This is a genomic window from Edaphobacter sp. FHG110511_03, from assembly GCF_059115365.1.
Genome location: NZ_JBZYWL010000001.1, coordinates 2058264 through 2083213, shown reverse-complemented (window position 1 = coordinate 2083213; position 24950 = coordinate 2058264). Strand labels below are relative to the sequence as shown.

The window sequence follows — 24950 nt, the reverse complement described above, 5'->3', positions numbered from 1 at the left end:
CGAGTTTGGCGGTCGGTGAGGACGACAATAGGCTGCGTTTGCGAACAGAGTATTAACAACGTGTAAAAGATCTTCTTAATCAAGAAGAAAGGAAAAGAATTTCCTCGACAGAACGGGAAATGGCCCCAAGTGTGCACTTATTTTCACACGGCGGGACACCAAATCTACTTACTGAAGCTAAATCCATGAAGTTCATGGGGTTTGGGCTTTGGTCCGCCGCTTGCTTTAGTGGTTTGCATTATGAAAGTCATGTTTCATTTCTTTTTGGCGGCAAGCCTTGTCGTTCTCCCATCTCTGTGCAAAGCCGACGGCGTAGCCCCCTTCGGCGTAGCCAGCGCTTATAACCTAGTGGCCCTCGGTATGGTTGACTCTCACGGAAATACGGTCCTCGCCGGTAATATCTCTACGAATGCGGACGTCACAGGACGTGTCGCCGCCGCGGGGATGGTGCTAAGCGGAACCACGATCGGAAGCAATCTCTACAGCGATCCCTGGGGATCCCAGGCGTCCTTCGATCTGGTGTCTACTGGCGGCCTGAACTCCGGTGAGCAGTTCAACATCAACAGCCATGGCAACGCCTACGCTCCGGGCTCGAACGGCAACTTCAACTTCAACGGGGGCGGCCATCGCGTAAGCACCGGTCCGTCGGGAATCGACTTCGACAGCCTGCGCACGACGCTCGACAACAAGTCGCTCGCACTGGCAGCGCTGACGGCGAATGGCGAAGTCCTGGGGACCAATCACTCCTCGGTAAACCCGTCGTTCTTCGTTCTGAAGGGGACCAGCTCGACGCTGAATATTTTTGACATCACGGCGGCACAGTTCGGCGACACCAATCATCCGCTCGACATCATCGCCCCGGCTGGCTCGACGATCCTCATCAATGTCGATGGCAAGCATGTCGCCCTGGGGACGGGAATCTATTACAACGACCAGCAGAACTCGGGCGACAGCAGCGCGAACAGCAATATCCTGTTCAACTTCTCAGACGCGGACACGGTCACGATCAACGGCCAGCTTACGGCGTCGGCTCTGGCTCCGTTCGCAATCCTGAATGGCAATGCGCAGATGGCGGGAACCTTTATCGCGGCCCAGATCGGTCAGACCGGCGAGGTTCACAACCAGGAGTTCACCGGAACGCTGCCTCCTGGCGATCCTATCGCTCCCACTCCCGAACCGGCCTCTCTGGCGCTGATGGGAACCGGCATCACGGCACTGGCGGGCCTTCTTCGCAGCCGCAAGCGTCGCCACAAGGGTTGAATTCGAAGATGAAGCTGTCTTCTTTACCTGCGGGTCCGTCTCACTAACCGGTGGACGGGCCTGTAGGCTGTAACTCCTGGGTCTTCTCTTATCGCCAGTCGTCGCGGGCCTGTTGCTGGTCCGCGAAGACCTGGTCGAAGTTATCGGTCTTCTTAATAAGAATGTCCCCTTCCGTTACCGGCTGGTGGAGAAGCACGGCCTGCAGGCGCACCAGCTCGAGCATCGCCAGGAACATGCAGATCAAGGCGCGTTCCGTATGGGTGTTGTGCAGAAGGCGGCGTAAGGAGACGGGCTTGTCTTCCATCACCAGGCGGCGCTTTACGTATTCGATCATCTGGGCCACGGTGACCGACTCCTCGTCGACATCGAGCACGGGCCGCTTGCGCAGGCGGCCAAGGATGTCCTGGAAGACGCGAACCAGATCGACGGTATCGGCGGCAATTTCGCGCTCGGCATCGGCCGCCTCGCGAAACTCGCGAATCCCGGGATTGGTCCAGGTCGCCTCTTCGATCTGCTGCTTCTGCATCAGCATCTGGGCCGCGGCCTTGAAGCGCTCGTGCTCGAGCAGCCGCTCCACCAGCTCGCGGCGGGGGTCTTCGGAATCCGTTCCGGTGACATCGCTGGGATCGCGCGGGAGCAGCATCTTCGACTTGATGTGAATCAACAGCGAAGCCATATAGATGAACTCGCCCGCCGAATCCACGTCGGTCTGCTTCAGATGGTGCGTGTATTCCAGGAACTGTTCCGTGATGCGGGCGATCGGGATGTCGTAGATATCGATGTTCTGCTTGCGGATGAGGTCGAGAAGAAGATCGAGCGGGCCGTCGTAGACCAGTCCTACAGTGACCGAGAAAGGAGACTGCGAAGCCTCTTCCTTGTCTTTGTCTTTGACTTTCTCCTTCGCTGTTGTGCGTTTAGGCTCCGGGGCAGGCGCAGGAACCGGATGCTTGAGCGCGAAGGGCTCGTGGGGCACCGGCTGTTCTACCGCCTCAGCCTCTGCGGCAGGCTGGGTGGCTTCCGGCTGTACCTTCTCTTCCAGCTGTTGCGCGGGATCTTCGGGATGGAGAGTTTCGTCGTTCATAGCTGTCGAAGACCTACCGCATCGCGGACTTCCTGCATGGTCTGATTGGCACGGGCCCGAGCGCGCTCTCCTCCATGTCTGAGAATTTCTTCCACCTCAACGAAGTGGGCTTCATAGTAGCGACGGCGCTCCTGCAGAGGAGCCAGATGCTCGACTACAGCATCCGCGAGCCAGCTTTTGCATTCGATGCATCCAATCCCTGCAGTCGAACAGCCGATCCGAGCGTTCTGCTGCGTTTCCTGCGTTGAAAAGACCTTATGCAGATCAAAGACCGGACACACATCAGGGTTTCCTGGATCTTCACGGCGAATGCGTGCCGGATCGGTCACCATGGTCTTGAGCTTCGCACGAATCTCCGGCTCCGGGTCCGAGAGCAGGATGGTGTTGCGGTAGCTCTTAGACATCTTACGACCATCGGTTCCCGGCAGCTTCGGCGAAGGCGTCAACAGCACTTCGGGTTCTGGCAAAATTTCATGGCGCCCAAAACCGCTAAGCTTTTTGGTCTGCTGCGCAGCCTGATAGAGCTCATGTGCGGAGAAGGCGGACTTGGTCTTGTTCCCGGCCAGCTTACGAGCCTTCTCCTGAATGGCTCCCATCTCCCATGGAGCGGCATCGGGAGCAAGAAAAAAATCGCCGGGAAAGAACTGGTTAAATCTGCGCGCAACCTCACGGGTTAACTCCACGTGAGCAATCTGGTCAGCACCCACGGGCACATACTTTGGCTTGTAGAGCAGGATATCGGCTGTCTGCAACAGCGGATATCCAAGAAAGCCATAGGTCGCCAGATCCTTCTCTTTCAGCTGCTCCTGCTGGTCTTTGTACGTGGGAACACGTTCCAGCCAGCTGAGCGGAGTGATCATGCCCAGCAAGGCGAAGAGCTCAAAATGGACCGTCACCTGGCTTTGAACGAAGAGGGTCGAGATCTCAGGATCCAATCCGGCGGCGAGAAAGTCGAGAATCACATCACGGACGTTCTCAGACAGATTTGAGGTGTCCGAGTAATCCGTCGTCAGGGCGTGGTAGTCGGCGATGAAGAAGTAGCACTCATATTCGTGCTGCAACTTCACCCAGTTGTAGAGCGCACCCATGTAATTGCCCAGGTGCAGCTTTCCCGTGGGACGCATGCCGCTGAGGATGCGTGGTCGTGATGGAGAGGGGGTGAAATCAGTCATGATGCTTCAGATAGAGATGATACGGGAAACAGCCTTCCTAGAGCACCGCAAGGATCCTGTCGAAGGTCGATTGCAGAGGGTAGAGAAAGACCCTGAAGATGAATCCGCCGGCCAGCAGCATGAAGATCCACAGAGCGAACATTCCCATGCGGTCGTAGACCTGAAGTGCGTTATAGGGCAGAAAATGACGCAGGATGCGGCTACCGTCGAGCGGAGGAAACGGCACCAGGTTGAACACGAACAGCAGCAGGTTAATGAGGATGATGAAATAGAGCAGAAGTGCGATAGGAAACAGCGCGGGAAGATTCTCCGTCGATACCCCGGGATAGTGCATCGCGAGAGCCATCGCGGTGAAGACCGCCACTGCCCCACCGGGAACCACGTGCTTGATGATCAGCAGGAGAATCAGCGCTCCCGTAGCCAGAAGGAGATTGCTCGCGGGACCTGCCAGCGTGACCAGGATGTCGTCTTTTTTGTAGTTCTTGAAGTTGCGCGCAGTTACAGGCGTCGGCTTTGCCCATCCGATCAAGGGCCAGTGATAAACGAGCGCGATCAGTGGCATCAGCACAGAGCCGAAGGGGTCCAGGTGTTTCAGCGGGTTGAGCGTGACGCGGCCAAGCATTTTGGCCGTAGGATCGCCAAGCCGCCATGCCGTCCAGGCATGGGCGCACTCGTGCACGCTGAAGGCAAGGACAAGCGCAACCACCTGGAAGAGGATAAGGACTACATCCTGGTTCATTCCTCTAGCTTAATGGAAGATCGCCGGAAGCGAAAACCCGTCTGCACCGCCGCTCTTAGGATTGCTCAGAAGGTTTCTTCTCTCGCTTCACCTTCGCCGGAATTCCCACCGAAACGACTCCGGGCTGAAGCGGCTTGGTGGCCAGGGCCATGGCCCCCAGCATCGCGTTCTCGCCGATATTGGCTCCTGCCAGCACCGTCGAGTGATACGTGATGCGGGCCCTGGGGCCGAGCTCCGTCGGCTTGTTGGTCACATCCGCCTGCACGTTGATGTCGTGGGTGTGGGAGTAGATGTTGGCGTAGTCGGAGACACTGGTGCCTTCATGCAGGATAATTCCGCCGCGATCGTCAAGCATGACGTTCTTGTGGATGACGCAGTTGTCTTCGATCGTGAGGTTGTAGCCGTAGGTGAACTCGACGTTGTGGAAGATCTTGACGCCCTTCCCGAGGGATTTGAAGATGTGATGCCCCAGCATGCAGCGGAAGCGGAAGCCGAGCCAGTGGTTTAATCCCAGGGGCGAACGGTCGAACATCTGCCAGAACCAGATCAGCGGTTTGCGGAGAGCATACTTCTCGGCATCGATATCGCCGTAGTACTCCGGCTCGAGCGTCACATTTCGGGGGTCGAAGTTCTCCGCCAGCGTATAGCTTGCCAGCTCGCTGTTCAACGTAGCCTGGGTGCGTCCGCCGTGGGGTTTTCCGATATAGATCTGGTAGAGCTCGTCGCGCACGATCTCGGAGCGACGGTCGACCGACTGGTGCCGACCGAATTCTTCGTTAAGCTGTGCCAGCCAGCGGCGATAGATCGCCTCGGCCTCGGGAGTAGGCTTCAATTCGCGATAGGTGTACTGGGGCATAGATTTTCTCTTTTCAATCTCGCTACGAAAGTTCGCTGCAGTTATTCGATGGCGAAGACCGCGTAAACGGTCGCCGTTTTTTCAATCTCCCTCGGATTGATCGCCAGGGGCTGAACCTTATCCATGGCCATCGGCGCGGCGGCCACCGCGCGGAACATGGGGCGCGGACCACTGGGCTGGACCTCGTTGCTGGCATAAAGAAGCGAGCCCAGCTTCGCGCTCAGGCTGGCAGCCATCTGCTCGGCCTGCGCACGCGCTCGCTTCAAGGCCTTGGCTGCGGCCTCGGCTTCGGGAGCGTTCTCATCCTTGAAGCCCCAATCGATCTGACCGGACTGGTTCGCGCCGGCCTTTACCGCCAGGTCGAGCGCCTTCGCGGCATCATTTGCACCCATCTTCACGGTCCAGCTTTGCGTTACCTGAAACTGCCTTTGCGCCTTCTGGGCCTCGGTCAGCTTGTCGAGCTGGTAGTTCTGCACCGGCGCTACCTGCTGGTTCTCACTCTGGATCGTATCTTTGGGGACACCCGCGTCCACCAGCGCCTTGACGATTGCGTTGGAGACACGCGAGCCGTTTGCATAGGCCGTATTGCTATCGGGCCCGTAGGCAATGAAGCCAACGTGGAGCGTCGCCTGATCGGCGATAGCGGTCACTTTGTCCGTCGCAGTGATGGCGATGGTGCGGTTCTCCTTGTTCACCTGGATCGTCTGCGCGGGGCTGGAAACGGTGAAAGCGGAAATTGCAACGGTCGAAACTGCAACAGTCAGTGCGGCGATACGGAATGGAATCATGCTCGTCTCCTCTTTTACGCTTCTTCTTTTGCTTCCCGGATAAGATCTGCAAGGGTTTCTTTGTGTTTCGGGTTTTCGGCACGCTTCTGCTTTGGGTCGGGCAGGACGCGCTCGGGCGGCGGAGTGCCGACGCGGTCGCGCGCGTTGGACTTGACCGCTTTCACCGTGGAAAAAATCTGCTTCTTCGCTTTCTTCATCTCCCTGCACCGTGGGCCTTCACCGGAACGTCTGTGAGGCTCTTTGCGATTATGCAATACTCTTGTACTTATGGTCCGGTAACCGCTGGATCGCACGAAGGATGCGGCTCCTTAAAAATCCAGCCGCAGACCAAGAGGTGCTGGATGGAAGAGCGTGACTTTTTCGATGAGCGTCCGGAACAACGGACCCACACGATGACCTGCCCTCACTGCGGACAGCAGGGGGAGTATGAACTGGGCTGGATCGTTCGCAGAAAGAAGAACCAGTTGCCCCGCGGCGCCGACGATCGCGATCGCGCCCGCTTCGCCAAGGCACAGAGCTACATGGTGCGTCGCGACGACATGGTCGGCTGCAAGAATGTTCGCTGCCGGAAGCGGTTTGACGTCGCTGGAATTCAGTCGGTGGCCTTTATCTAAGGAACTCGGCGAAGGGCAATTCCAAGAAGTGAATGTCCGCGAAGATTAAATTTCGAAGGTTTACTTTACGAATGAATGACCATTCAGCTATGCTTTCGCCTGCTGGACGAAGACCTGTCTGATTTTGCGGGAATGGGAAGAATGCAGGGCAGCTATGTTTTAATGGATTTGAAGCTGCCGCCTCGACGGTGCCTTCCTTGAACCGCAACAACACGCAGGGAGACGAAAAAGGAATCATGGCTAACACGCTGCTGCCCGTAGAAGAACGGAACCTGACCCCCGACGAGGTCGAACTTCTGGATAAACGCCGCCGTCGCGGCCAGCTGTTTCTCGTCATCGGCTTCCAATGCCTCATCGTGTTTTCTCTGGTAACGCTCTGGGCCGGGCAGGACTTCACACTTTCGCCGGGCATGGCGCACCCCATGGTCTACTGGGATGCCATCACGGGCATACTGTCCGTGTTCTTCCTTATGGCGGGTGTTCGTCTTCGCCGTGGCTCCACCGAGTTCATCAGCTACTAAAAAGCTCACGATTTTAGTAGGCAGCTCGGGCGGCCTCGGAAGATTGTTCGAAAGAGCGGGTGATGCGTCTTAGGACGTTTCCCCCGCGGACAGGTTCGGATGGTTGCTGGGGCGCTTCGGTTGGCGGCATGGACCCGTTCTCTTGCGGGTGCGAGTCTCTTTTTCCAGTCACAGGGATTCAACCTTTCGGCCACCCTGGCCGAACCCAGCCACTTCACCACACTTGAGTCAGTGCTGCTGATAGCTGGCATTCTGGTCTCTGCAGGACTTTTTTTCTGGCGTTTTGACCCGATCCTCAAGACGATTCTTCGATCTCGAAAAGACCCTGGCTTCTCCCTTCAACCGATCGGACGCCGCGTGTGGGACTTCTTCTGGGAGGTTCTCTGCCAGGGCAAGGTCATCCAGCAGCGGCCTCTGCCTGGCCTCGCCCATGCGTTCGTCTTCTGGGGCTTTCTTGCCTTCGCCCTGGTCAGCCTGAACCACCTGGCCCTCGGTTTCGGAATCGGCTTTCTTCCGCCCGCCAGTTTGATAGGCAGCTTCTACTTCCTCTTTGCCGCTGCCTGGGCGCTGTTGGTTGCAATCTCGATCGCTGGTCTTTTTATCCGAAGATTCTTCGTACGTCCGGTCTGGCTCGGCCAGAAAGTTTCGTATGAGTCCGGTGTCATCGCCTTTCTTATCTTCCTCCTGATGGTCAGCTACCTGGCCGCATTCTTTGTGGACGCGGGAAGCGCTGCGGCGAAGTCTCTCTGGTGGACCCACACCCTTACCCTGCTGGCCTTTCTTCCACTGATTCCGCACACGAAGCATCTGCACCTGGTGCTCAGCCCGATAACCGTCTTTCTCAAGAACGGTGGCTTCTCACAGATTCCGCCGCTGACCGGAGACGAAGATTTCGGTCTGGTCGCCGGCAAGGATGTGACCCGGCTTGTCTCGCTGCAGACCTATAGCTGCGTGGAGTGCGGCCGCTGCACCGAGCACTGCCCTGCAGCGACGACGGGAAAGGTGCTCAACCCGAAGGAGATCATCCTCGGGCTGCGAAGCTATCTGAACGAGTTTGGTCCGGCATCCGACACACCACTGTTGAGCGAATCGCGCATCGCATCGCCTGATAACCCGCCGGCGAAGTATCTCAGCATGGAGGCTGCCTTCGAGTGCACCACCTGCGGGAGCTGCGAGTTTCAGTGTCCCGTCGGGATTCAGCATGTTCCGATGATTGTGGGCCTGCGTCGGGGAGCTACGAATACCGGCGCATGGGAAGACAACTACGGCACCAAGCTCTTCCTTGCTCTGGAAAAGAACGGCAACGCATTGGGCCTGAGCGCGACCGAGCGCGACAAATTTATCCAGAAGCAGGCCTTCCCGATCTTCGACGGCAGCCAGGAGTATTGTCTCTGGCTGGGCTGCATGGGAGGCTACGATCCCAAGGGTCGTGAGATCATCGCCGATTTCGCCAGCGTCATGCGGTATCTCGGAACCAGCTTCGGCGTGCTGAAGAAAGAAAAGTGCACCGGCGATCCGGCGCGAAGGCTGGGCAACGATCTCGTCTTCCAGACGCTGGCCGAGAGCGGGCTGAAAGCCTTCGAGACCGCGAAGGTTCAGAAGATCGTCGCCATCTGCCCGCATTGCGTCCGCACCATCGCGACGGACTGGCGCGAGTTCGGAATCGCCCCTGAGATCGAGCACCACTCCGAGTTTATGGCCCGCTACAAGGACAAGCTGCCGAAGCAGAGCGGCGAGAGCATCGTCTATCACGATCCCTGCTACCTGGGCCGCTATCAAGACGTGTACGAAGAGCCGCGCGCAGTCGTCGCGCAAGCGGGCACGCTGGTCGAGGCTCCGCGATCGCATGAACGCAGCTTCTGCTGTGGAGCAGGAGGCGGCCTGGCCTTTCTCGGCGAAGAAAAGGGAGAGCGCGTCAGCCATGTTCGCGCGAAGGAGCTCGCAGGTACAGGAGCGCAGATCGTCGGAACGGCGTGTCCATTCTGCAATACGATGTTTCGCGATGCGCTGACGGCGGTCAGCGAGGCTCCGCCACAGCTGCTCGATATTGCGCAGCTGACCGCACGCGCCTTGCCCGCATCGCAACCTAAGAGTGAGACCTTGCCACCCATCTCAGGAGGAGTGCAGTGAAGATTGTCGTAGCCATCAAACAGGTTCCCGAGCGCGATGCGCCGATCCATATTGCCGCGGACGGCAAGTGGATCGATGAGGGCGACCTGAACTACACCATCAACGAGCCCGACGCCTACGCTCTCGAAGAGGCGCTGCAGTTGAAAGAGAAGAACGGTACCGGCGAGGTCGTCGTGGTCTGCGCCGGTCCTGAACGCGTGCAAAGTACCTTGCGCGAGGCACTGGCGAAGGGAGCCGATCGCGCGATTCATATCGAGATCGACGACCTGGGCTCGCGCGATACGTTTGGCATCGCGCAGATTCTCGCCGATGCGATCAAGGCCGAGTCTCCCGACCTTATCCTCACCGGTCTGCAGTCCGACGATCTCGGACTGGGACAGACGGGAGTTGTTCTTGCCGAGCTGCTCGGCATCCCGCACGCGACCATCATCATGCAGGTCGAAGCTACGGGCTCGGGCCTGAAGGTAAAGCGTGAACTGGAGGATGGCTGGTTCCAGCACGTAGAGATGCCGCTTCCTGCGCTGCTCACCATTCAATCCGGTGGCAACAAGCTGCGTTACGCAACCCTGATGGGAATCAAGAAGGCCAAGACGAAGGAGCTGAAGACAGTGCCCGCCGCAGCCTCTTCCGGCGTACCTTCGATCGCGCTCGAGCGCGTCTACCTACCGGAGAAACAAAAGAAGACCGAGATGCTCACCGGCTCACCGGCAGAGGTCGCGGCAAAGATTGTTGAGAAGCTGAAGTTTGAGGTGAGGGTGTTATGAGCGGAGTTCTTGTCGTGATGGAACAGCGCAGCGGTGCGTGGAATCGCATGAGCTTCGAGGCCCTTGCCGCCGCTCAGCAGCTGGCAGCCAAACTAGGTGTGGAGTGCTCCGCCGTTGTCCTCGGCGCGGGCATCGATTCGCTCGCGTCGGAGCTTGCATCCAAAAAGCTGGCGAAGATCCATGCTGCGCAACACGATCTTCTAAAGGCTTACACCGCCGATGGCTATGTCGCGGTGATCGAACAACTGATTAAGCAAAGCGCACCGGCCTTCGTGCTCTTTCCTCACACCTACCAGGTACGAGACTTCGCGCCTGCACTTGCTACCCGTTTTCAGCAGGTGCTCATTAGCGACGTCATCGCGATCCATGATGGCCCTGTCTTTGTGCGCCAGCTGCTGCAGGGAAAGCTTAACGCCGACTACCGCCACACTGCCTCCGGCCCATGCTTCGTTTCGGTGCAGGCGGGAACGTTCCGTGCCGACGCTGTCGAAGAGGGCACATCGGCGGTCGAGAATTTTGCCCCGCAGTTGTCCGCAGAACAGCTCCGCAGCAAACCGGGAGAGCTCTTCCGAGAGTCGGCCCAAACAGTGGATCTCTCCTCAGCGCCGGTCATCGTCTCTGTGGGACGCGGCATCGGAGAGCAGGACAATCTTGGCATCGTTGAAGAACTTGCCTCCGCGCTAGGCGCCGAGCTGGCTGCCTCGCGGCCGATCTGCGACAACGGCTGGCTGCCGATGGAGCGGCAGGTTGGAAGCTCCGGGCAGACGGTGTCGCCCAAGCTTTATGTTGCTGTCGGGATCTCCGGAGCCATTCAGCACCTGGTCGGCATGAAAGGCTCCAAGGCAGTGATCGCCATCAACAAGGACGAGAATGCCCCGATCTTCGAGGTTGCCGACTATGGCGTTGTCGGAGATCTTTTCGAGATCGTCCCGGAGCTGACTAAAGCGATTCAAGCCGCGAAAGCCTAAACCCGGCGTAGCGAATTTCCGAACGGATGGTATGGATATGCCGTCCCAATTCTGCGCCTGTGCTATTCTCTGGCATTTTTTCCGGGGGCATCTATACTAAGGCTCTGCCTCACTTGTTTCCCTTTTTGGCCACGCGCATCGAATGGTATTGAAGAAGAGGGCCATGGCGACTATCTCCCCACCCTTGCCGATCAGCGATGAGACCGCGGCTGCGATGTTGATCGACCGTGTCGAGCAGGAGCGCCTGCGCGATCGATTTGGCCGTGCCATCACGGATCTGCGCCTCTCCATCACAGACCGCTGCAATTATCGGTGCGTGTATTGCCGCACCGGCAACGAAGGCGTGCAATACAGCGAGCTTGCCGCCGAAGATTATCTCCGGATGGTTCGCATCCTGGTCTCACTGGGGGTGGAGAAGGTACGCCTCACAGGGGGCGAGCCTCTGCTTCGCTCCGGCATCGTTGAGATGGTTCGCGAGCTCTCCACTCTGCGCACTGCATTTCTTTCCGATGGAACGCCAACCCAGGTCGGCCAGCCGCTCGATCTTGCTCTGACCACAAATGGTCATCTATTGGACTCCCTGGCGAAGCCCCTCAAAGACGCGGGCCTGGGTCGCGTTACCGTGAGCATGGATGCGGTCGACCCCGAGACCTTTGCGGCGATCACGCGGGTACCCCGCAGCTTCGACCGCGTGCTTGGCGGGGTACGCAAAGCGACGGACGTTGGATTAGGGCCGGTCAAGGTGAATTGTGTTCTGCTGCGCGGATTCAACGATCACCAGATCGAAGCTTTTGCGGAGTTCTCGCGCCGCGAGGGAGTGATCGTGCGTTTCATCGAGTTCATGCCTCTTGAGGAAGACCGCAGCTGGCGGCCCGAAACCGTCGTCCCCATGGACGAGATCATCGACCGGCTCAACGCCTATCGCCCCCTGAAGGAGCTTCCGCGTCACACCGCCAGCGAGACGGCCCGGCGATTTACCTTCGAGGATGGCGTGGGCGAAATCGGCATTATCGCCCCGGTCTCCCATCCCTTCTGCGGACACTGCAGCCGCATCCGGATTACCTCCGACGGCAAGCTCCGCACATGCCTGTTTTCGCAGAGCGACCATGATCTTTATCAGAAGATGCTGCGCGGTGGAACCGATGAGGAGCTTTCCGCGTATATACGGAAAGTTGTCATGCAAAAAGAGGAACGCCATCACATCGGTGAACCCGGTTTCGAGAAGCCTTCGCGAAATATGGTCCACATCGGTGGATGAAAACTTTTCTCCGCTTGGGGTGTCGCAGTAGAAGACATCCTTGGGGCTCCTTCGGATCGCACGCTGTCCTGGGAGTAAAACAGCTGCTTGAACCGTAAGGACGTGTTTGAAAGACCGACGCCAGTTCGAGGTGATTGATAGCCGCCAGATGGATCACCTGCGGGTGTTCCATGATGTGGCACGCGCGCTGACGGCGAGCCTCGAGCTCGAGGAGATTCTCAGCGCGATCATGAACAAGATGGCGCAGTTCTTCGGCCCCGAGCGCTGGTCCATGCTGATGGTGGACGAGAAAAACGACCAGCTCTACTACGCTATCGCCGTGGGGGAAAATGCCGAGACCCTCCGCGGGCTTCGCGTGCCTATGGGAGAAGGAGTCGCGGGCTGGGTCGCTTCTACAGGTAACCCGCTCATCGTACCGGACGTGAAGCTCGATCCTCACTGGGCTGCCTTCTCCGCAAAGCATCCGGATCTGAATATCCAGTCCATCGCCTGCGTTCCCGTACGTTCTGGAGACAAGACGCTCGGTGTGATCCAGCTCCTGAACAGCAAGCTCGACCTGCTTTCGGAGTACTCCATCTCGTTCCTGCGTATCCTCTGCGACTACGCGGCAATCGCCATTCAGAATGCCCGATCGATGACGCTGATCCAGGAGCTCACGATTACCGACGATTGCACGGGACTGTTCAACGCGCGACATCTCTACACCATGCTCGAAGAGCAGGTGGCGAAGCGCAAGGAGTTCAGCTTGATGTTCGTCGATCTCGACCGCTTCAAGTCCGTCAACGATACCCACGGCCACCTGATCGGGAGCCGCCTGCTCGCCGAGGTCGGCAATCTGATGCGGCGCTCACTTGGCCCCGCCAACGCAGCGTTCCGTTATGGCGGCGACGAGTTCGTAGCTCTGCTGCCGGGAATGGGCAAGGCTGCCGCTACCGGTTCGACGCTTGCCCTGTGCGAAGATCTGCGCCGCACCCGTTTCCTCGAGGGAGCCGGCCTGTCACTTAGCCTGTCGGGTAGCTTCGGTCTCGCAACCTTCCCGGAAGATGGAAGCACTGTTCAGGCCATCCTTCGCGCGGCCGACGAGATGATGTACGAGGCAAAGACCACGCGCGATAATGTGGCGGTCGCAGGGCGCGGGCTTCTGGTAGAACGCGTGAAAGTGCCAACCGTCATTCGCTCATCGCGTTGATTCCCACTAAGCCATTTTATGAATGAATGGGTCTTTCCCTGTCGCGGGATCCTCTCGATCGTTCAAATCAAATTACCGTTTTCTTCGCGAGACCCAAGGTGCCGCGTAAATAGCTTCGGATGATTACTGATCCGGACGTCGCGGAGAGAGCGCGAAGGGGCGTTTCGGTTGCGGAAGAATCGCATCGCGATTCGCCGGGGCTGTTGGATGAACCCCAAAGTCCCACACACCCAGGTTCACCTCACGATCCGAAAGCACTTCCAACAGAGCGTATTCGCCGAACGCGAGCGACTGGCGCGGCGTCAGCTTCATCCAATGGCCCCCGGGAAGAACCTCGACCGATGTTTCCACGACATCCTCCTGCTGCTGCACGCCGCCCAACAGGCCGAGCTTGAAGGACGCGACGATGCGAGAGCCGGTCCGCACATCCGCCCGCACGATCACATAGCGGCTTGCCGCGGGATCGCCGGGTTTGTCCTTCATCGCAGTGGAAGCCCCATGTGTGTCCACGGTGAGCGGCGCACTACCGCTGGGCACAATCGCCTCACCAAGGCGTATATAGATCACAGGCCTGTCGACGTGCAGTTGGACCATCGAGCGCTCACCCTTCAACTGCACCAGCTGATGCGGGCTTGAGAGAGGATTGACCGCTGCCTTCAAGATGTTGTGCCCGGTATTGTGGTTCAACTCGCCATCGGACTGCGGCAGTGGGACCAGCTGCGGCTGATCCCGAAAGGTATCGAACGCCAGTACATTGTCCATCTCGGGCAGACGCAGGTCAGTTGCAACCTCCGGTGTCATCGCGGCTCGATCTGCCTCTTCCTTCAACAGCTCAGGGTCGATTGCGGGGGCCGTTCCCGGGCTTTGCGAATCGGCTGCCTGCGTATGGCTCTTCTCCCAGCGTTGCGTGGCGTCAAAGTCGACCAGGGAGGCTGGGATCTCCTCCTCCACCCCGCCACGCTCGGCCGAGACGTAGCGAACCCGATCGCCCACGATGCGGTAACTCATGACCAGCTGGTAACTTCCGTCCTTCAAGATCAGGCGGGTGCGACGAGGGGTCGTCGCATCCGCGGAAGGGAGCGGCTTCTGCTGGTTTGACTGGGCGACAAGCCCTAAATCTCCCACCGGCAGGGCCGCAAAAAGAAACAAAATAAGGAACTTTGCGCTCACTCGCTTCGTCTTACCCATAGCACCTGATTCCACAGTGTAGTGCCAGCGATTCATTAGACGCGCGTCCGCCGTGCAAAACGAGCACGCAGATGCAGATTTTGGCATTGTGGACCTGCTGTGCTAAACAGGAAGAGACGTTCTTAATGCGCACACTATTCCAACTCGGACTGCGAGAGCGCCGACCTGTATGGCTGCAGGTCCTTGCGCTGGTCTGCGTTCTGGTCGTCTGCGCGATGAGCACGGCCCAGGTCTCGCATACTCATGCTGAGTTCTCTGCCCTGAAGCAAGGCCCCCATCACAATAGTCCTGCTCCAGACGATCACTGCCCGCTTTGCGTGGCTATGCACTCGGCGCTTGCGACGCCACAGCACTTTACACCGGAACCAACGCTTTCCATCCAGCGGCTGGACTCGGTAGCAGCCGAGGCTGAGCGCATCTTCCGGTGGCGCTTCGAGATGGCCAGCCGTCCTCCGCCTGTCCAGGACAACGCATAGTCCTGCAGGTGGTATTGAAGTTCCGGAAAACGATCTTAACTCCGAACCATTTTGCCTACCTGTCACACGTAGCGGCGTCACATCCGAACGCCTTTTTTCTTCTCAGGTTCGACAGGAGTTTTTCTCTCATGCGCAGGCCCGTCCTCCAAATTCTCGTAGCTCTGCTTCTCTTCTTTACCGTGCTTCAGCCTTGGGCTCACGCTTATCAAAGCAACTCCGGCACCGTCTCCGGAACCGTTACCGATCCCTCGGGAGCGGTCGTTCCCGGTGCCAAAGTCACGCTCACCAATCACGTGAGCGGCTACACCCGCACGGCGACAAGCGACGACTCCGGACAATTTCGTTTCTATAACGTTCCCTTCAATCCCTATCGCGTCAACGTAACGGCAGAGGGCTTCGGTCCCTCCTCGAAGGCTATCGACATCAACGCGATCGTGCCGATCGTCGTTCCGGTTCAGCTCACTGTGGCCGGGTCAGCGTCCACGGTGACGGTAGAGAGCGGGTCTGACCTGATCGAGAACGATTCGACCTTCCACACCGACGTCGATCGTTCGACTATCGACCGCATGCCCGTCGAGAGCCAGTCCTCCTCGCTCAGCTCCATCGTCACACTGTCGTCACCGGGAGTTGCAGCCGACTCGAATGGTCTCTTCCACGGCCTCGGCGATCATGCGGAGAACTCCTTCTCCATCGACGGCCAGCCCATTACCGACCAGCAGAGCAAGGTCTTCTCCAATCAGGTACCTTCAGACGCAATTCAGTCGCTCGAGGTGATCGGCGGCGCTCCACCTGCGGAGTTCGGCGACAAGACTAGCCTCGTCATCAAAGCCACCACGCGCTCCGGACAAGGCATCACCTCGCCGCACGGCTCCATCGCCTTCGACTACGGAACCTTCGGAACCTCCAGCCTCGATGCCAACCTCGCCTACGGAGGACAGCGCTGGGGCAACTTCGTCGCAGTCAGCGGCCTGAACACCGGACGCTTCCTCGACGGCCCCGAGTTCCAGACCCTGCATGACAAGGGCAACCAGCAGAACGTCTTCGACCGCGTCGACTTTCAATTCACCGATGCCGACTCGCTGCACACCAACCTGCAGTACACACGGTCCTGGTTCCAGACGCCGAACACCTTCGACACAATGAATGTCTTCGACCAGTTCGGCAACTCCGTCGGCCCCACCGACCAGCGCTCCAAGATCGAGACCTACAACATCGCGCCTACATGGACGCACATCGTCAACCCCAATACCGTCGCCAATCTCGGCGTTTTTGTCCGCCGAGACGGCTACAACTACATCCCCAGCAACAACCCGTTGGCCGATCTTGGCTCCATTCAGCAGGAAACCGTGCAGCAGTACCGCACGCTGACCAACACCGGCGCACACTCCGACGTCACCTGGGTGAAGGGCATTCATAATGTGAAGGTCGGAGCCTTATACCAGCAGACTTTTCTCCGCGAGAACCTTCACACCGGCCTTGTCGATCCCGCACTGAATGCCCCGTGCGTGGATGCCGACGGTGCTCCGGTGAATGGCTTCAACGATCCGGCACAGTGCACTGGCGCGGGCCTTGCTGCCAACGGCGCCTTCAATCCCGTTCTGCTCCCGTTCGATCTCACCCGCGGCGGAACCAACTACTTCTGGCGCGGACAAACTGACGTCAAGCAGCTCGCGCTCTACGCCCAGGACCAGATCACCAAAGGTAACTGGCTGCTGAACCTCGGCATCCGCGGCGACCTCTATAACGGCCTCGCCATTCAGCGCATGATCGAGCCCCGCGTCGGCATCTCCTACAACATCAAGAAGACCAACACCGTCCTCCGCGTCTCCTACGCCCGTGTGCAGGAGACTCCCTTCAACGAGAACCTCGTCCTCTCGACGAACGGATGCTACGACCCCGTCATCCAGGGAATCTTCGAAACCCTCGGCGCCTGCACGCCCGCGCCCTTCAACCCCGGCATGCGCAACGAGTTCCACGCCGGCTTCCAGCAGGCCTTCAGCAAGCACCTCGTCGTCAGCGCCGAGTACATCTGGAAGTACACGCACAATGCCTACGACTTCTCGGTCTTCGGGGCTACCCCCATCACCTTCCCCATCGAATGGAAGAACTCGAAGATCCCCGGCTTCGCCCTGCGCGCCAATGTCCCTGAGACGCACGGCATCAGCGCCTTCGTCGTCATGTCCTCGGTCGCCGCGCGCTTCTTCAATCCGCAGGTCGGCGGAGTGGGTGCAACCCCCGGAACTCCCGGTTCAAACTCCCCCTTCCGCATCGACCACGACGAGCGCTTCAACGAGACAGCGCACCTGCAGTACAACCTGCCCTTCCGCAAGAGCGCCTGGCTCGGCTTCAACTGGCGCTACGACAGTGGACTCGTGGCAGGCGCAACTCCCTGCTACAACACCACCGATCCCAATAGCGGATGCGCAGGCTTCTCCTTCGACCCGAACGGCAACCCGCTCACCATCAACGGCCAGCCGGCGATCGACCTCTCCAGCCTCACGGCCGACCAACAGTTCCAGGCTGGCCTCGCCTGCGGTGGCATAAAAGCAACGCCTACAAGCGCGATACCCGGCGGCGTTTGCCTCGCATCACAACTCACTTCGTCGTTGCTCAACATTCCCGCCCCCGGAACAGAAGACGACGATCACAATCCGCCCCGCGTTCAGCAGCGCAGTCTGTTCGATATCGCACTTGGTGAGGACAACCTCTTCCATGGCGATAAGCACAAGGTCGGTCTTCGGGTTACCGCCGTCAACCTGACCAACAAATACGCACTGTATAACTTCCTCTCGACGTTTTCGGGAACGCACTACGTCACCCCACGAGCGATCACAGGAGAGATCAGCTACAGCTTCTAAAACGCCTTTTCGCAGGGCGCGGCAAGCATCACTCCGCGCCCTGCTGCTTCCCTGCGCTCAAGCAGATCACAACCAGACAAGGAATCGAAGAAACGATGAGCACCGTTTTGAACTCATCGCATGCGCATCTGCGCCGTCACGCCGACTTTGCCGGCGCGGCGGCCTCCAGCGTTTGCCTTATCCACTGCCTGCTGACACCGGCCTTAATCAGCTTTTTTCCAGAACTCATTCCATATCTTCCTGGCGAAGCTGGGTTTCATCGTGCGCTTGCAATCGGCATCGTTATCCTGGGAGGCGCGGCTTTTATCCCGGGCTATCGTGTCCACCGGCGCAAGTCACTGCTCGCGCTCATCGGTATGGGCATCTCTCTTATCCTCATTGTTGCCTGGTCCGGCGAATCACTCGATCGCACGCTTGAGCTCATTCTCAGCGTCTCAGGATCGCTGATGCTGGTTGCGGCGCACCTGCTTAACCGCAGCTTTTGCAGACAGTGCCGCAGCTGCAGCGATGCGGTTGCGTGCAAGACGACGGACCTTACATAAAGCAATGGAGCAAGGATTATCGCCGAACTTCCCCCGCTGACAGCTTGTAGCCAACTACACCGCGATTGCATCCCTCAGAGACTCTTCGAGAAGATCGAGCGCGATGTCAGCCTCGTCCTTGTTTACGATCAGCGGGGGACAAAGCCGGATGCTCGTCTCCCCACATCCGAGGATCAGCAGACCTCGCTCGAACGCGTTTGAGATAACGCGATCGCGAAGCTCTCCTGCCATCTCGCGTGTCCTCTGATCCTTTACAAGCTCGACGCCAATCATCAGTCCGCGGCCTCGCACGTCGCCAACGCACAGATATTTTTCGGTCCATGTCTGCAGCCGCTCCATCATTCGGAAACCGATGGAAGCAGCATTCGCAATCGCCTCGCGTTCCAGTACATTCATCGTCGCCAGAGCTGCCGCAATCGCAATGGGATTTCCTCCAAACGTGCTCGCATGCGATCCCGGCACCCAATCCATAATCTCCGCCCGTGCCATGCAGATCCCAAGCGGCATTCCGCTGGCAATTCCCTTGGCGATGCAGACGATATCAGGCTCAACCCCGGTATGCTCGATTGCCCACCACTTCCCTGTTCTGCCCGCGCCGGATTGCACCTCATCCGCAATCAAAAGAATGCCGTGCCGGTCACAGATGTCGCGAAGCTCACGCAGAAAGTTATCCGGGGCGACGACATATCCGCCTTCACCTTGAATCGGCTCCACGATGATGGCCGCAACTTCCTCCGGGGGAAGGATGGTTCGGAACAGCCGGTCTTCGATGTAGCGCGCGCAACGTAAGGCATAGGCCTCCTGCTCCTTTGCGCCGCCATCGCAGCCACGATAGCAATACGGGTAAGGAACATGGTGTACTCCCGGAACCAATGGCGCGAATCGCCGCTTCTGTTGCGGCTTGGAAGCAGTCAGGGACAATGCACCCATCGTTCTTCCATGAAATGCACCAAGAAAGCTCACGATGTTCTGACGACCGGTATGATAACGCGCCAGCTTCAACGCGCACTCGACTGCCTCAGCGCCGGAGTTGCCATAGTAGAAACGGTGCGGACCACGCATCGGCGCCACCGCGGATAACCGTTCTGCAAGCTGGGCCATGCTCTCGTAATAGAAATCTGTGCCTGACATATGGATCAGCTTTGCCGCCTGATCCTGAATCGCGCGCACTACCTCCGGATGACAATGCCCCGTAGAGTTCACGGCGATACCTGCGGTGAAATCCAGAAACTCATTGCCATCGACATCGGTCACGCGCATGCCACGCCCGGACTTTACGACCAGCGGATAACTGCGTGTGTAACTCGGCGAGATGATTTTGTCATCCGCTGCGATCGCTCGTTTAGCAAGAGGTCCCGGCAACTCTGTTTTGATTCTGGGACCAGACTGCGCGTGCGCAACCTCGCTTGTTACGGGCGTGCGTTCCTGCATCATCGTTCTCATGGATCTCTCCTCTCAGGCGTGGACCATTGCCAGATGCGCGGTCTTTGCCACCGTGTGGACGGTGACTTTCAGAGACGGCTTACGCTGAGCAGAAGTGCGAATCTAGTCGCCGGAGAAGAGGCCGGGACGTACATGGGAAGGCAAGCTGTGCAGAACGCCTCTGGACATCCAAAGCGGATGGCCTGGGTGCGACCCTTCCTTGCCGAAGCCTGCGGAGATGGTATGAAGCAGCATGTCGCCGCGAGTATAGCGCGAATGACATACTTCTGTTCCGCACACCCGGAAGTATTTTTCAGGGCAGCATCGTATTGCGATTCACAGCAGGAGAATCGCTTTTAGCCGCGCCAGATCGGCAGGACCTCGGGATCGGAGACGCGAAGACCGAGCAGGAGATCGTGATGAGGGCTGTAGCTGCATACCGGATCGATCGCGTCCGGATCACCCGTCATCAGGAAGGCTTGGCAGCGGCAACCGCCGAAGTCCCGTTCTTTTCTGGGACATGCAAGGCAAGTCGGAGACATCCACTCGTCTCCGCGAAACCGCTGAAAGGCAGAGGAAGACTTCCAGATCCACGCAAGATCATGCTCACGAACATTATCGAAGCTCAGGCCGGGAATGATTGCCGCGGAGTGGCATGGCAACGCCTGCCCCGCCGGATCGATCAGCATCATCTGCCTGCCCCAGCCACCGACACACGCCTTGGGGAAGCTGCCGAAGTAGTCCGGGAAGACCGCTTCCAGATGGATCTTGCCTTTCAATCTCTGCTTTGCCGCCTCAACGATCGCTAGCGAACGCTGTACCTGCTCCTCGGTCGGCATCAGCAGCGAGCGATTCTTCAAGGCCCAACCGTAGTACTGAACATGGGCAATCTCAAGCCGATCGGGATGGAGATCTTCCGCTAGCGCAATGAACTCTTCCAGCCGGTCAAGATTCATTCGATGGACGACAAGATTGATCGTGAAGGCCAGATGGATTTTTTTCAGCACCGGCACCAGCGCCAGCTTGATCGCATGCGCCCTTGTTCCCGCAATGTGGTTGGCCGAGACCTCATCGAGGTCCTGAAAACTGAGCTGCAGGTGCTCTAGTCCCGCCTCCACCAGGGTAGCCAGACGCTCCTCCGTCAGACCGACCCCTGACGTAATCATGTTGACGTAGAGTCCAGCATCACGACCGGCGCGAATCAGCTCCGGCAGGTCTTTGCGTGCGAGCGGCTCACCGCCGGTGAGGTGCAGGTGCAGAACGCCCATCTGGGCCGCCTGCTGAAAGACCTGCTTCCAGTCCTCGGTGGAGAGCTCCAATTCCGCTCGCTGCATCTCCAGCGGGTTCGAGCAATACAGGCAATGCAGAGGACACCGATGCGTCAGCTCTGCGATAAGCGACAGCGGCGAGCTGGCAATCGATGTCGCGTCCGGTGGTGAACTCTGCGCTGCCATTTAGGCCCTGACGACTCCTCGCTGCTCCAAACGGTTTAACAGGTTCAGGACATCGCTCCGCACTTCGCCCGCATCTGCTCCCTCGTACTGTTGCAGCATATCTGTAACTACTTCTGTTACGTTCTTCGTTCCATCCAGCCTGGTCAAAATCTCGCGGGTTGGCCCCGTAAGGTTGAGGGTGCCTTCCGGAATCAGCAGCACGCTCTCGGTGGGATGAAGCCGGCACCCGGGCGCCAGTCGCGGAGTTGAATTCAGGTCCATTGCAAGCCTCTCGTTCGTTCAGTCGCAGTCCGGTACAAAGGCACCCGGAGGGATATTGCCCGGCACCACATACGCATAGTCGATCGCATCCAACTGCGCCCACAGGATCGCGCACTTTGCCTCAAGCGCGGAGATCACCTGTTCCTGCTGCTCTCGCGTAGTGGCATGCGTGGACACATAATCGAGAGCAAAGGTCGCATCCTCCGGAGCCTGGGTGAGGCGGCCCACAAAATAGGCGAGCCCGGGAACCAGATAGGGATAGTGAAGCCGCATCTGATCCATCCGCAGAGAGATAAGATCGCGAGAAAACAGCTCCGTCAGCGAGGACGCAACCGCAATCAAAAGGGAGCTGTCGCGAACCAGGGCCAGGTAGGCATCCACGGCGTAACGCACGCCGGGCAGAACCCCCGTGCATGGGATCACCTGCTCGCGACGAAGTCCGGAAGCCTCGGCAAGCTGAATCCACTTCTCGACGCCGCCGTAACCGTCCTTGTCGCCATCATGGTCGAGGATTCGCTTCCTCCACGCCCGCCGAAACGCCGGATCATCACTCTTCGCCAGAAGCAGGGAATCTTTGATCGGGATTCGGCTCTGGTAGTAATACCGGTTCAGGGCCCATGCCTGCAGCTGGCCACGCGTCAGCTCTCCCTTGTGCATGCGAAGGTGAAAGGGATGCTTATGGTGGTAGCGGTTCGCTCCCACAGCGTGTAGACGGTCTCGCAGCTCCTCACGGGAGAGCAGGTTCGTCTCTATATCTACAGTCGTCATCGTCATTGATCGAGTTGCCATCCGTCGTGAGCCACCTGCCATCCCGCTTCTACTGCAGCCTTGTACTCGGCGCTGCGCGTGTCAAGAATCGGATTGGTGTTGTTGATATGGACGAAGATCTTGCGAGGAAAGTCTATGTCGGCCAGCAGAGCGATCGTGCCATCCTCTCCGCTCAACGGCACATGCCCGATAGCCCGGGCCATAGGAGTCCCGGAGTGCGCACGGCTCAACTCCGAATCGCTCCAGAAGGTTCCATCCACCAGCACCGTATCGCACGAACGGTAGATCGCCCGAAGTTCGTCCGTGACTTCAGGAACCGAAGGCGTATAAGCGATTCGGCGGCCATCCTTCTCCAGCACCAGTCCCAGACTGGCCTGCCCTGGCTCCCCGGTATCCAGCTCGCGCGCGTAAAACGGAAGCGAACCCTCCAGCGGAACCGGAGTGCAATGGATTCCAGACTCTCCAAGCGTGAAAGTCTTGCCGGGAACAATCTCCACCCACGTGAGCTGATCGGGAACCCGCTGCAGCATGCGGAAAAAAGTATTCGCCTCAAGCGTCTTCCGTACCAGCGAAGTCGCATAGATCGTTAATGGCTGAAACTCTCTCAGAAGCAACACTCCCAACACTTGGTCGAGATCGGCGCTGGTCAGCACAATGCCGCGAATCGGGGTATTGCGACGCCCATATTTTGAATGAGGTTGAAGCTCAGAGTTCGATTCGATCTGAAAGCGGAGATCGGGGGACGCATTCAGGAGAAACCAGCCGTGCCCGTCTGCAGATACAACGGCTTGCAATTGAAGCCGAGATTTCAGACGTTCAGGCTCTCTCCGGCAGAGCTCACATAGCCCGCAGGTACAGTTCCACTGGGGAACGCCACCACCGGCGGCTGTCCCCAGCATCTTGAAATGAAACATTTTTTAGCGTTCTGCAGGGGCGTAGCAGTTAATCTCGCAAGCCAGGTTTACTTCTTCGAAATCAGGACGGGTCCAGGTCTTCATTCGTTAATCTCCTGTTTTTAGGGTCAAAATCGAGCGGGTTCGATGTAGCTTCCCTCACCCACCGGAATTGTACATAAGTTTAAGGACGACTGGGAATGGAAGTGGTTAGCTTGTCTGACCGCATCCCCCTGCTACTTCCTCCGCCAGCGAACCCCGTCCTTCGAATCCTCGATCACGATCCCCTTTGCCAGCAGATCGTTACGAATCCCATCGGCTCTGGCAAAGTTACGGGACTTCTTGGCCTGAGTGCGCTCCGCCACCAGGGCGTCGATCTCCGTATCCGAGAGCGCCAGGTTGGTCACCAGCTCCGGAGCTGCCTCGCCCAGCCTGCCTTCCGCTTCGGCCCATGCCAGCGCGGCGCGTGTGATCTCGGCGTCGTTGTCCTTCAAAACGGCAAAAACGCCGTCAAATAGCTCCATCACCCTCAGAATCTCGCCAACATTGCCGGCCCGAAGCGTTCCCCCGTCCGCAGCGGAGTTCGCCGCGCGCACCAGCTCGAAGATTGCCGCTCGCGCCTCTGCCGTATTCAGGTCATTGGCCAGCGAGGCCGTGTAGCCCTGCTCTGCCTTTGCCGTGGCCGCAGCTACGCCCTCGTCCAGACCTTCGGCGAATCCGCCCTTCAGCATCCGCTGGTGAAAGGTTCTCAGCCGGTCAATGGCGTTCGTCGATTCTGTCAGCGATTCGAACGTGAAGTTCATCTGGTGCCGGTACGGAACCGAGATCAGCAGGAACCGGATCGCCGACGCCCGATAGCCCTTGAGCAAAAGGTCGCGCAGGGTGTAGAAGTTGCCCTCCGACTTCGACATCTTGCGGCCTTCCACCAACAGGAAGCGCACATGCATCCAGTGCCGCGCAAACGGTTGCCCCGAAGCCGACTCCGATTGAGCGATCTCGTTCTCATGATGCGGAAACATCAGGTCTTCGCCGCCGCAGTGCAGGTCCAGCGACTCGCCCAAAAACTTCGTCGCCATCGCCGAGCACTCGATATGCCAGCCCGGCCTTCCGCAGCCCAGCGCCGTCGTCCAGCTCTGTTCTCCCGGCTTGCATGCCTTCCACAGCGCAAAATCCCGAGCCGCGTCCTTCTCATACTCATCGACGTCAACCCGAGCGCCGTCTTCGATTCCGTCGAAGTCTTTGCGCGAAAGCTTCCCATACTCCGGAAACCGCGCGATCCGGAAGTACCAGCTCCCGTCCTCGGTCTGGTACGCAATATCCTCGGAAGCCAGCTTCTCGATCAACGTCACCATGTCGGGAATGCAGGCGGTGGCGCGAGCCACAATCTCCGGACGTTCGATCCCGAGTGCATCCGAATCTTCAAAAAATGCGCGCTCGTATTTTTCCGTGTAATCGGCAATGGGCTTGCCCGCCGCTGCCGCATTGCGAATGATCTTGTCGTCCACATCCGTGATGTTCATGACGAATTTCACGGCCATGCCCTGCTGGCGTAGAAAGCGTCTCAGCACATCGACATGCAGGAAGGTGCGGAAGTTTCCGATATGGCCGTAGTCGTAGACCGTCGGTCCGCAGCAGTACATTCGCAGTTCGGGCGCGCCGACAGGTTCCAGCGTCTCAACCTTGCCACCCAGGGTATTGAAAAGCTCCATCGTTGCCACGTGCGCTTATATCCTGTCGCAGCCGAGCAC

Annotated in this window: 25 protein-coding genes; 11 read left to right on the top strand and 14 right to left on the bottom strand. The window is 58.6% G+C overall.

The window, feature by feature from the left end; genetic code table 11:
• Positions 1 to 249: 249 nt before the first annotated feature.
• Entirely contained in the window at positions 250 to 1260 is a 1011-nt protein-coding gene (locus AC5S26_RS08445) for a choice-of-anchor A family protein (protein ID WP_494184405.1), read from the top strand.
• Positions 1261 to 1348: 88 nt separating this feature from the next.
• On the opposite strand, the gene AC5S26_RS08440 is transcribed toward AC5S26_RS08445, so the two are convergent.
• Genes AC5S26_RS08440 through AC5S26_RS08415 form a run of 6 tightly spaced genes read right to left on the bottom strand, consistent with a single transcriptional unit; the run spans position 1349 to position 6093 of the window.
• On the bottom strand, positions 1349 to 2341 hold the full coding sequence (locus AC5S26_RS08440; protein WP_494184404.1) for a segregation and condensation protein A: 993 nt from the start codon (positions 2339 to 2341) through the stop codon (positions 1349 to 1351).
• Entirely contained in the window at positions 2338 to 3513 is a 1176-nt protein-coding gene (gene trpS, locus AC5S26_RS08435; protein WP_494184403.1) for a tryptophan--tRNA ligase, read from the bottom strand. Before trpS ends, AC5S26_RS08440 begins: the two co-directional genes overlap by 4 nt.
• A 37-nt stretch (positions 3514 to 3550) precedes the next feature.
• The gene (locus AC5S26_RS08430; RefSeq protein WP_494184402.1) at positions 3551 to 4252 is read right to left on the bottom strand and encodes a site-2 protease family protein; all 702 of its coding nucleotides are present in this window, start codon (positions 4250 to 4252) and stop codon (positions 3551 to 3553) included.
• A 55-nt stretch (positions 4253 to 4307) separates the two neighbouring features.
• Complete coding sequence (locus tag AC5S26_RS08425; RefSeq protein ID WP_494184401.1) at positions 4308 to 5108, bottom strand: acyltransferase; 801 nt, start codon at positions 5106 to 5108, stop codon at positions 4308 to 4310.
• A gap of 41 nt (positions 5109 to 5149) precedes the next feature.
• Positions 5150 to 5896, bottom strand: coding sequence for an SIMPL domain-containing protein (locus AC5S26_RS08420; protein WP_494184400.1), 747 nt, complete (start codon positions 5894 to 5896; stop codon positions 5150 to 5152).
• Between the two features lie 14 nt (positions 5897 to 5910).
• The gene (locus AC5S26_RS08415; RefSeq protein ID WP_494184399.1) at positions 5911 to 6093 is read right to left on the bottom strand and encodes a hypothetical protein; all 183 of its coding nucleotides are present in this window, start codon (positions 6091 to 6093) and stop codon (positions 5911 to 5913) included.
• A gap of 144 nt (positions 6094 to 6237) precedes the next feature.
• Here AC5S26_RS08415 and AC5S26_RS08410 point away from each other — a divergent pair, with 144 nt between their 5' ends.
• The 7 genes from AC5S26_RS08410 (at position 6238) to AC5S26_RS08380 (ending at position 13340) form a co-directional block, all read left to right on the top strand.
• The gene (locus tag AC5S26_RS08410; RefSeq protein WP_494184398.1) at positions 6238 to 6510 is read left to right on the top strand and encodes a hypothetical protein; all 273 of its coding nucleotides are present in this window, start codon (positions 6238 to 6240) and stop codon (positions 6508 to 6510) included.
• A 236-nt stretch (positions 6511 to 6746) separates the two neighbouring features.
• Positions 6747 to 7031, top strand: coding sequence for a hypothetical protein (locus AC5S26_RS08405; protein ID WP_494184397.1), 285 nt, complete (start codon positions 6747 to 6749; stop codon positions 7029 to 7031).
• Positions 7032 to 7130: 99 nt separating this feature from the next.
• On the top strand, positions 7131 to 9161 hold the full coding sequence (locus AC5S26_RS08400) for a (Fe-S)-binding protein (RefSeq protein ID WP_494184396.1): 2031 nt from the start codon (positions 7131 to 7133) through the stop codon (positions 9159 to 9161).
• Positions 9158 to 9925, top strand: a complete 768-nt coding sequence (locus AC5S26_RS08395) for an electron transfer flavoprotein subunit beta/FixA family protein (protein WP_494184395.1) — start codon at positions 9158 to 9160, stop codon at positions 9923 to 9925. Before AC5S26_RS08400 ends, AC5S26_RS08395 begins: the two co-directional genes overlap by 4 nt.
• Positions 9922 to 10893 (top strand): electron transfer flavoprotein subunit alpha/FixB family protein, encoded by a 972-nt coding sequence (locus AC5S26_RS08390; RefSeq protein WP_494184394.1) that lies wholly within the window; start codon positions 9922 to 9924, stop codon positions 10891 to 10893. The genes AC5S26_RS08395 and AC5S26_RS08390 overlap by 4 nt, the downstream gene beginning before the upstream one ends.
• Positions 10894 to 11056: 163 nt before the next feature.
• Positions 11057 to 12151: a GTP 3',8-cyclase MoaA gene (gene moaA, locus AC5S26_RS08385; protein ID WP_494184393.1), complete on the top strand. Its 1095-nt coding sequence runs from the start codon at positions 11057 to 11059 to the stop codon at positions 12149 to 12151.
• A gap of 106 nt (positions 12152 to 12257) precedes the next feature.
• Complete coding sequence (locus AC5S26_RS08380) at positions 12258 to 13340, top strand: diguanylate cyclase domain-containing protein (RefSeq protein ID WP_494184392.1); 1083 nt, start codon at positions 12258 to 12260, stop codon at positions 13338 to 13340.
• Between the two features lie 123 nt (positions 13341 to 13463).
• Here AC5S26_RS08380 and AC5S26_RS08375 read toward each other — a convergent pair whose 3' ends face one another.
• On the bottom strand, positions 13464 to 14528 hold the full coding sequence (locus tag AC5S26_RS08375; protein ID WP_494184391.1) for a hypothetical protein: 1065 nt from the start codon (positions 14526 to 14528) through the stop codon (positions 13464 to 13466).
• Positions 14529 to 14653: 125 nt separating this feature from the next.
• Between AC5S26_RS08375 and AC5S26_RS08370 the strand changes: the two genes are divergently transcribed.
• From AC5S26_RS08370 to AC5S26_RS08360, 3 genes are all read left to right on the top strand, one after another.
• Entirely contained in the window at positions 14654 to 15004 is a 351-nt protein-coding gene (locus tag AC5S26_RS08370; RefSeq protein WP_494184390.1) for a hypothetical protein, read from the top strand.
• Between the two features lie 128 nt (positions 15005 to 15132).
• The gene (locus tag AC5S26_RS08365) at positions 15133 to 17862 is read left to right on the top strand and encodes a TonB-dependent receptor (protein WP_494184389.1); all 2730 of its coding nucleotides are present in this window, start codon (positions 15133 to 15135) and stop codon (positions 17860 to 17862) included.
• 95 nt (positions 17863 to 17957) lie between these two features.
• Positions 17958 to 18404, top strand: a complete 447-nt coding sequence (locus AC5S26_RS08360; protein ID WP_494184388.1) for a MerC domain-containing protein — start codon at positions 17958 to 17960, stop codon at positions 18402 to 18404.
• Between the two features lie 54 nt (positions 18405 to 18458).
• Here the strand turns inward: AC5S26_RS08360 and AC5S26_RS08355 are convergent, their stop codons facing one another.
• The 7 genes from AC5S26_RS08355 to cysS form a co-directional block, all read right to left on the bottom strand.
• Complete coding sequence (locus tag AC5S26_RS08355) at positions 18459 to 19847, bottom strand: acetyl ornithine aminotransferase family protein (protein ID WP_494184387.1); 1389 nt, start codon at positions 19845 to 19847, stop codon at positions 18459 to 18461.
• Between the two features lie 335 nt (positions 19848 to 20182).
• Positions 20183 to 21280: a pyrroloquinoline quinone biosynthesis protein PqqE gene (gene pqqE / locus AC5S26_RS08350; RefSeq protein ID WP_494184386.1), complete on the bottom strand. Its 1098-nt coding sequence runs from the start codon at positions 21278 to 21280 to the stop codon at positions 20183 to 20185.
• Positions 21281 to 21541, bottom strand: a complete 261-nt coding sequence (locus AC5S26_RS08345) for a PqqD family peptide modification chaperone (protein WP_494184385.1) — start codon at positions 21539 to 21541, stop codon at positions 21281 to 21283. It lies immediately after the preceding gene.
• Between the two features lie 18 nt (positions 21542 to 21559).
• Positions 21560 to 22330, bottom strand: coding sequence for a pyrroloquinoline-quinone synthase PqqC (gene pqqC / locus AC5S26_RS08340; protein WP_494184384.1), 771 nt, complete (start codon positions 22328 to 22330; stop codon positions 21560 to 21562).
• Positions 22312 to 23223 carry a pyrroloquinoline quinone biosynthesis protein PqqB gene (gene pqqB, locus AC5S26_RS08335; RefSeq protein WP_494184383.1) on the bottom strand — a complete coding sequence of 304 codons (912 nt, stop codon included), beginning with the start codon at positions 23221 to 23223 and terminating at the stop codon, positions 22312 to 22314. The genes pqqC and pqqB overlap by 19 nt, the downstream gene beginning before the upstream one ends.
• Before the next feature lie 3 nt (positions 23224 to 23226).
• Positions 23227 to 23307 (bottom strand): pyrroloquinoline quinone precursor peptide PqqA, encoded by an 81-nt coding sequence (gene pqqA / locus AC5S26_RS08330; RefSeq protein ID WP_494184625.1) that lies wholly within the window; start codon positions 23305 to 23307, stop codon positions 23227 to 23229.
• Positions 23308 to 23438: 131 nt separating this feature from the next.
• Positions 23439 to 24911 (bottom strand): cysteine--tRNA ligase, encoded by a 1473-nt coding sequence (gene cysS / locus AC5S26_RS08325; RefSeq protein ID WP_494184624.1) that lies wholly within the window; start codon positions 24909 to 24911, stop codon positions 23439 to 23441.
• Positions 24912 to 24950 lie beyond the last annotated feature (39 nt).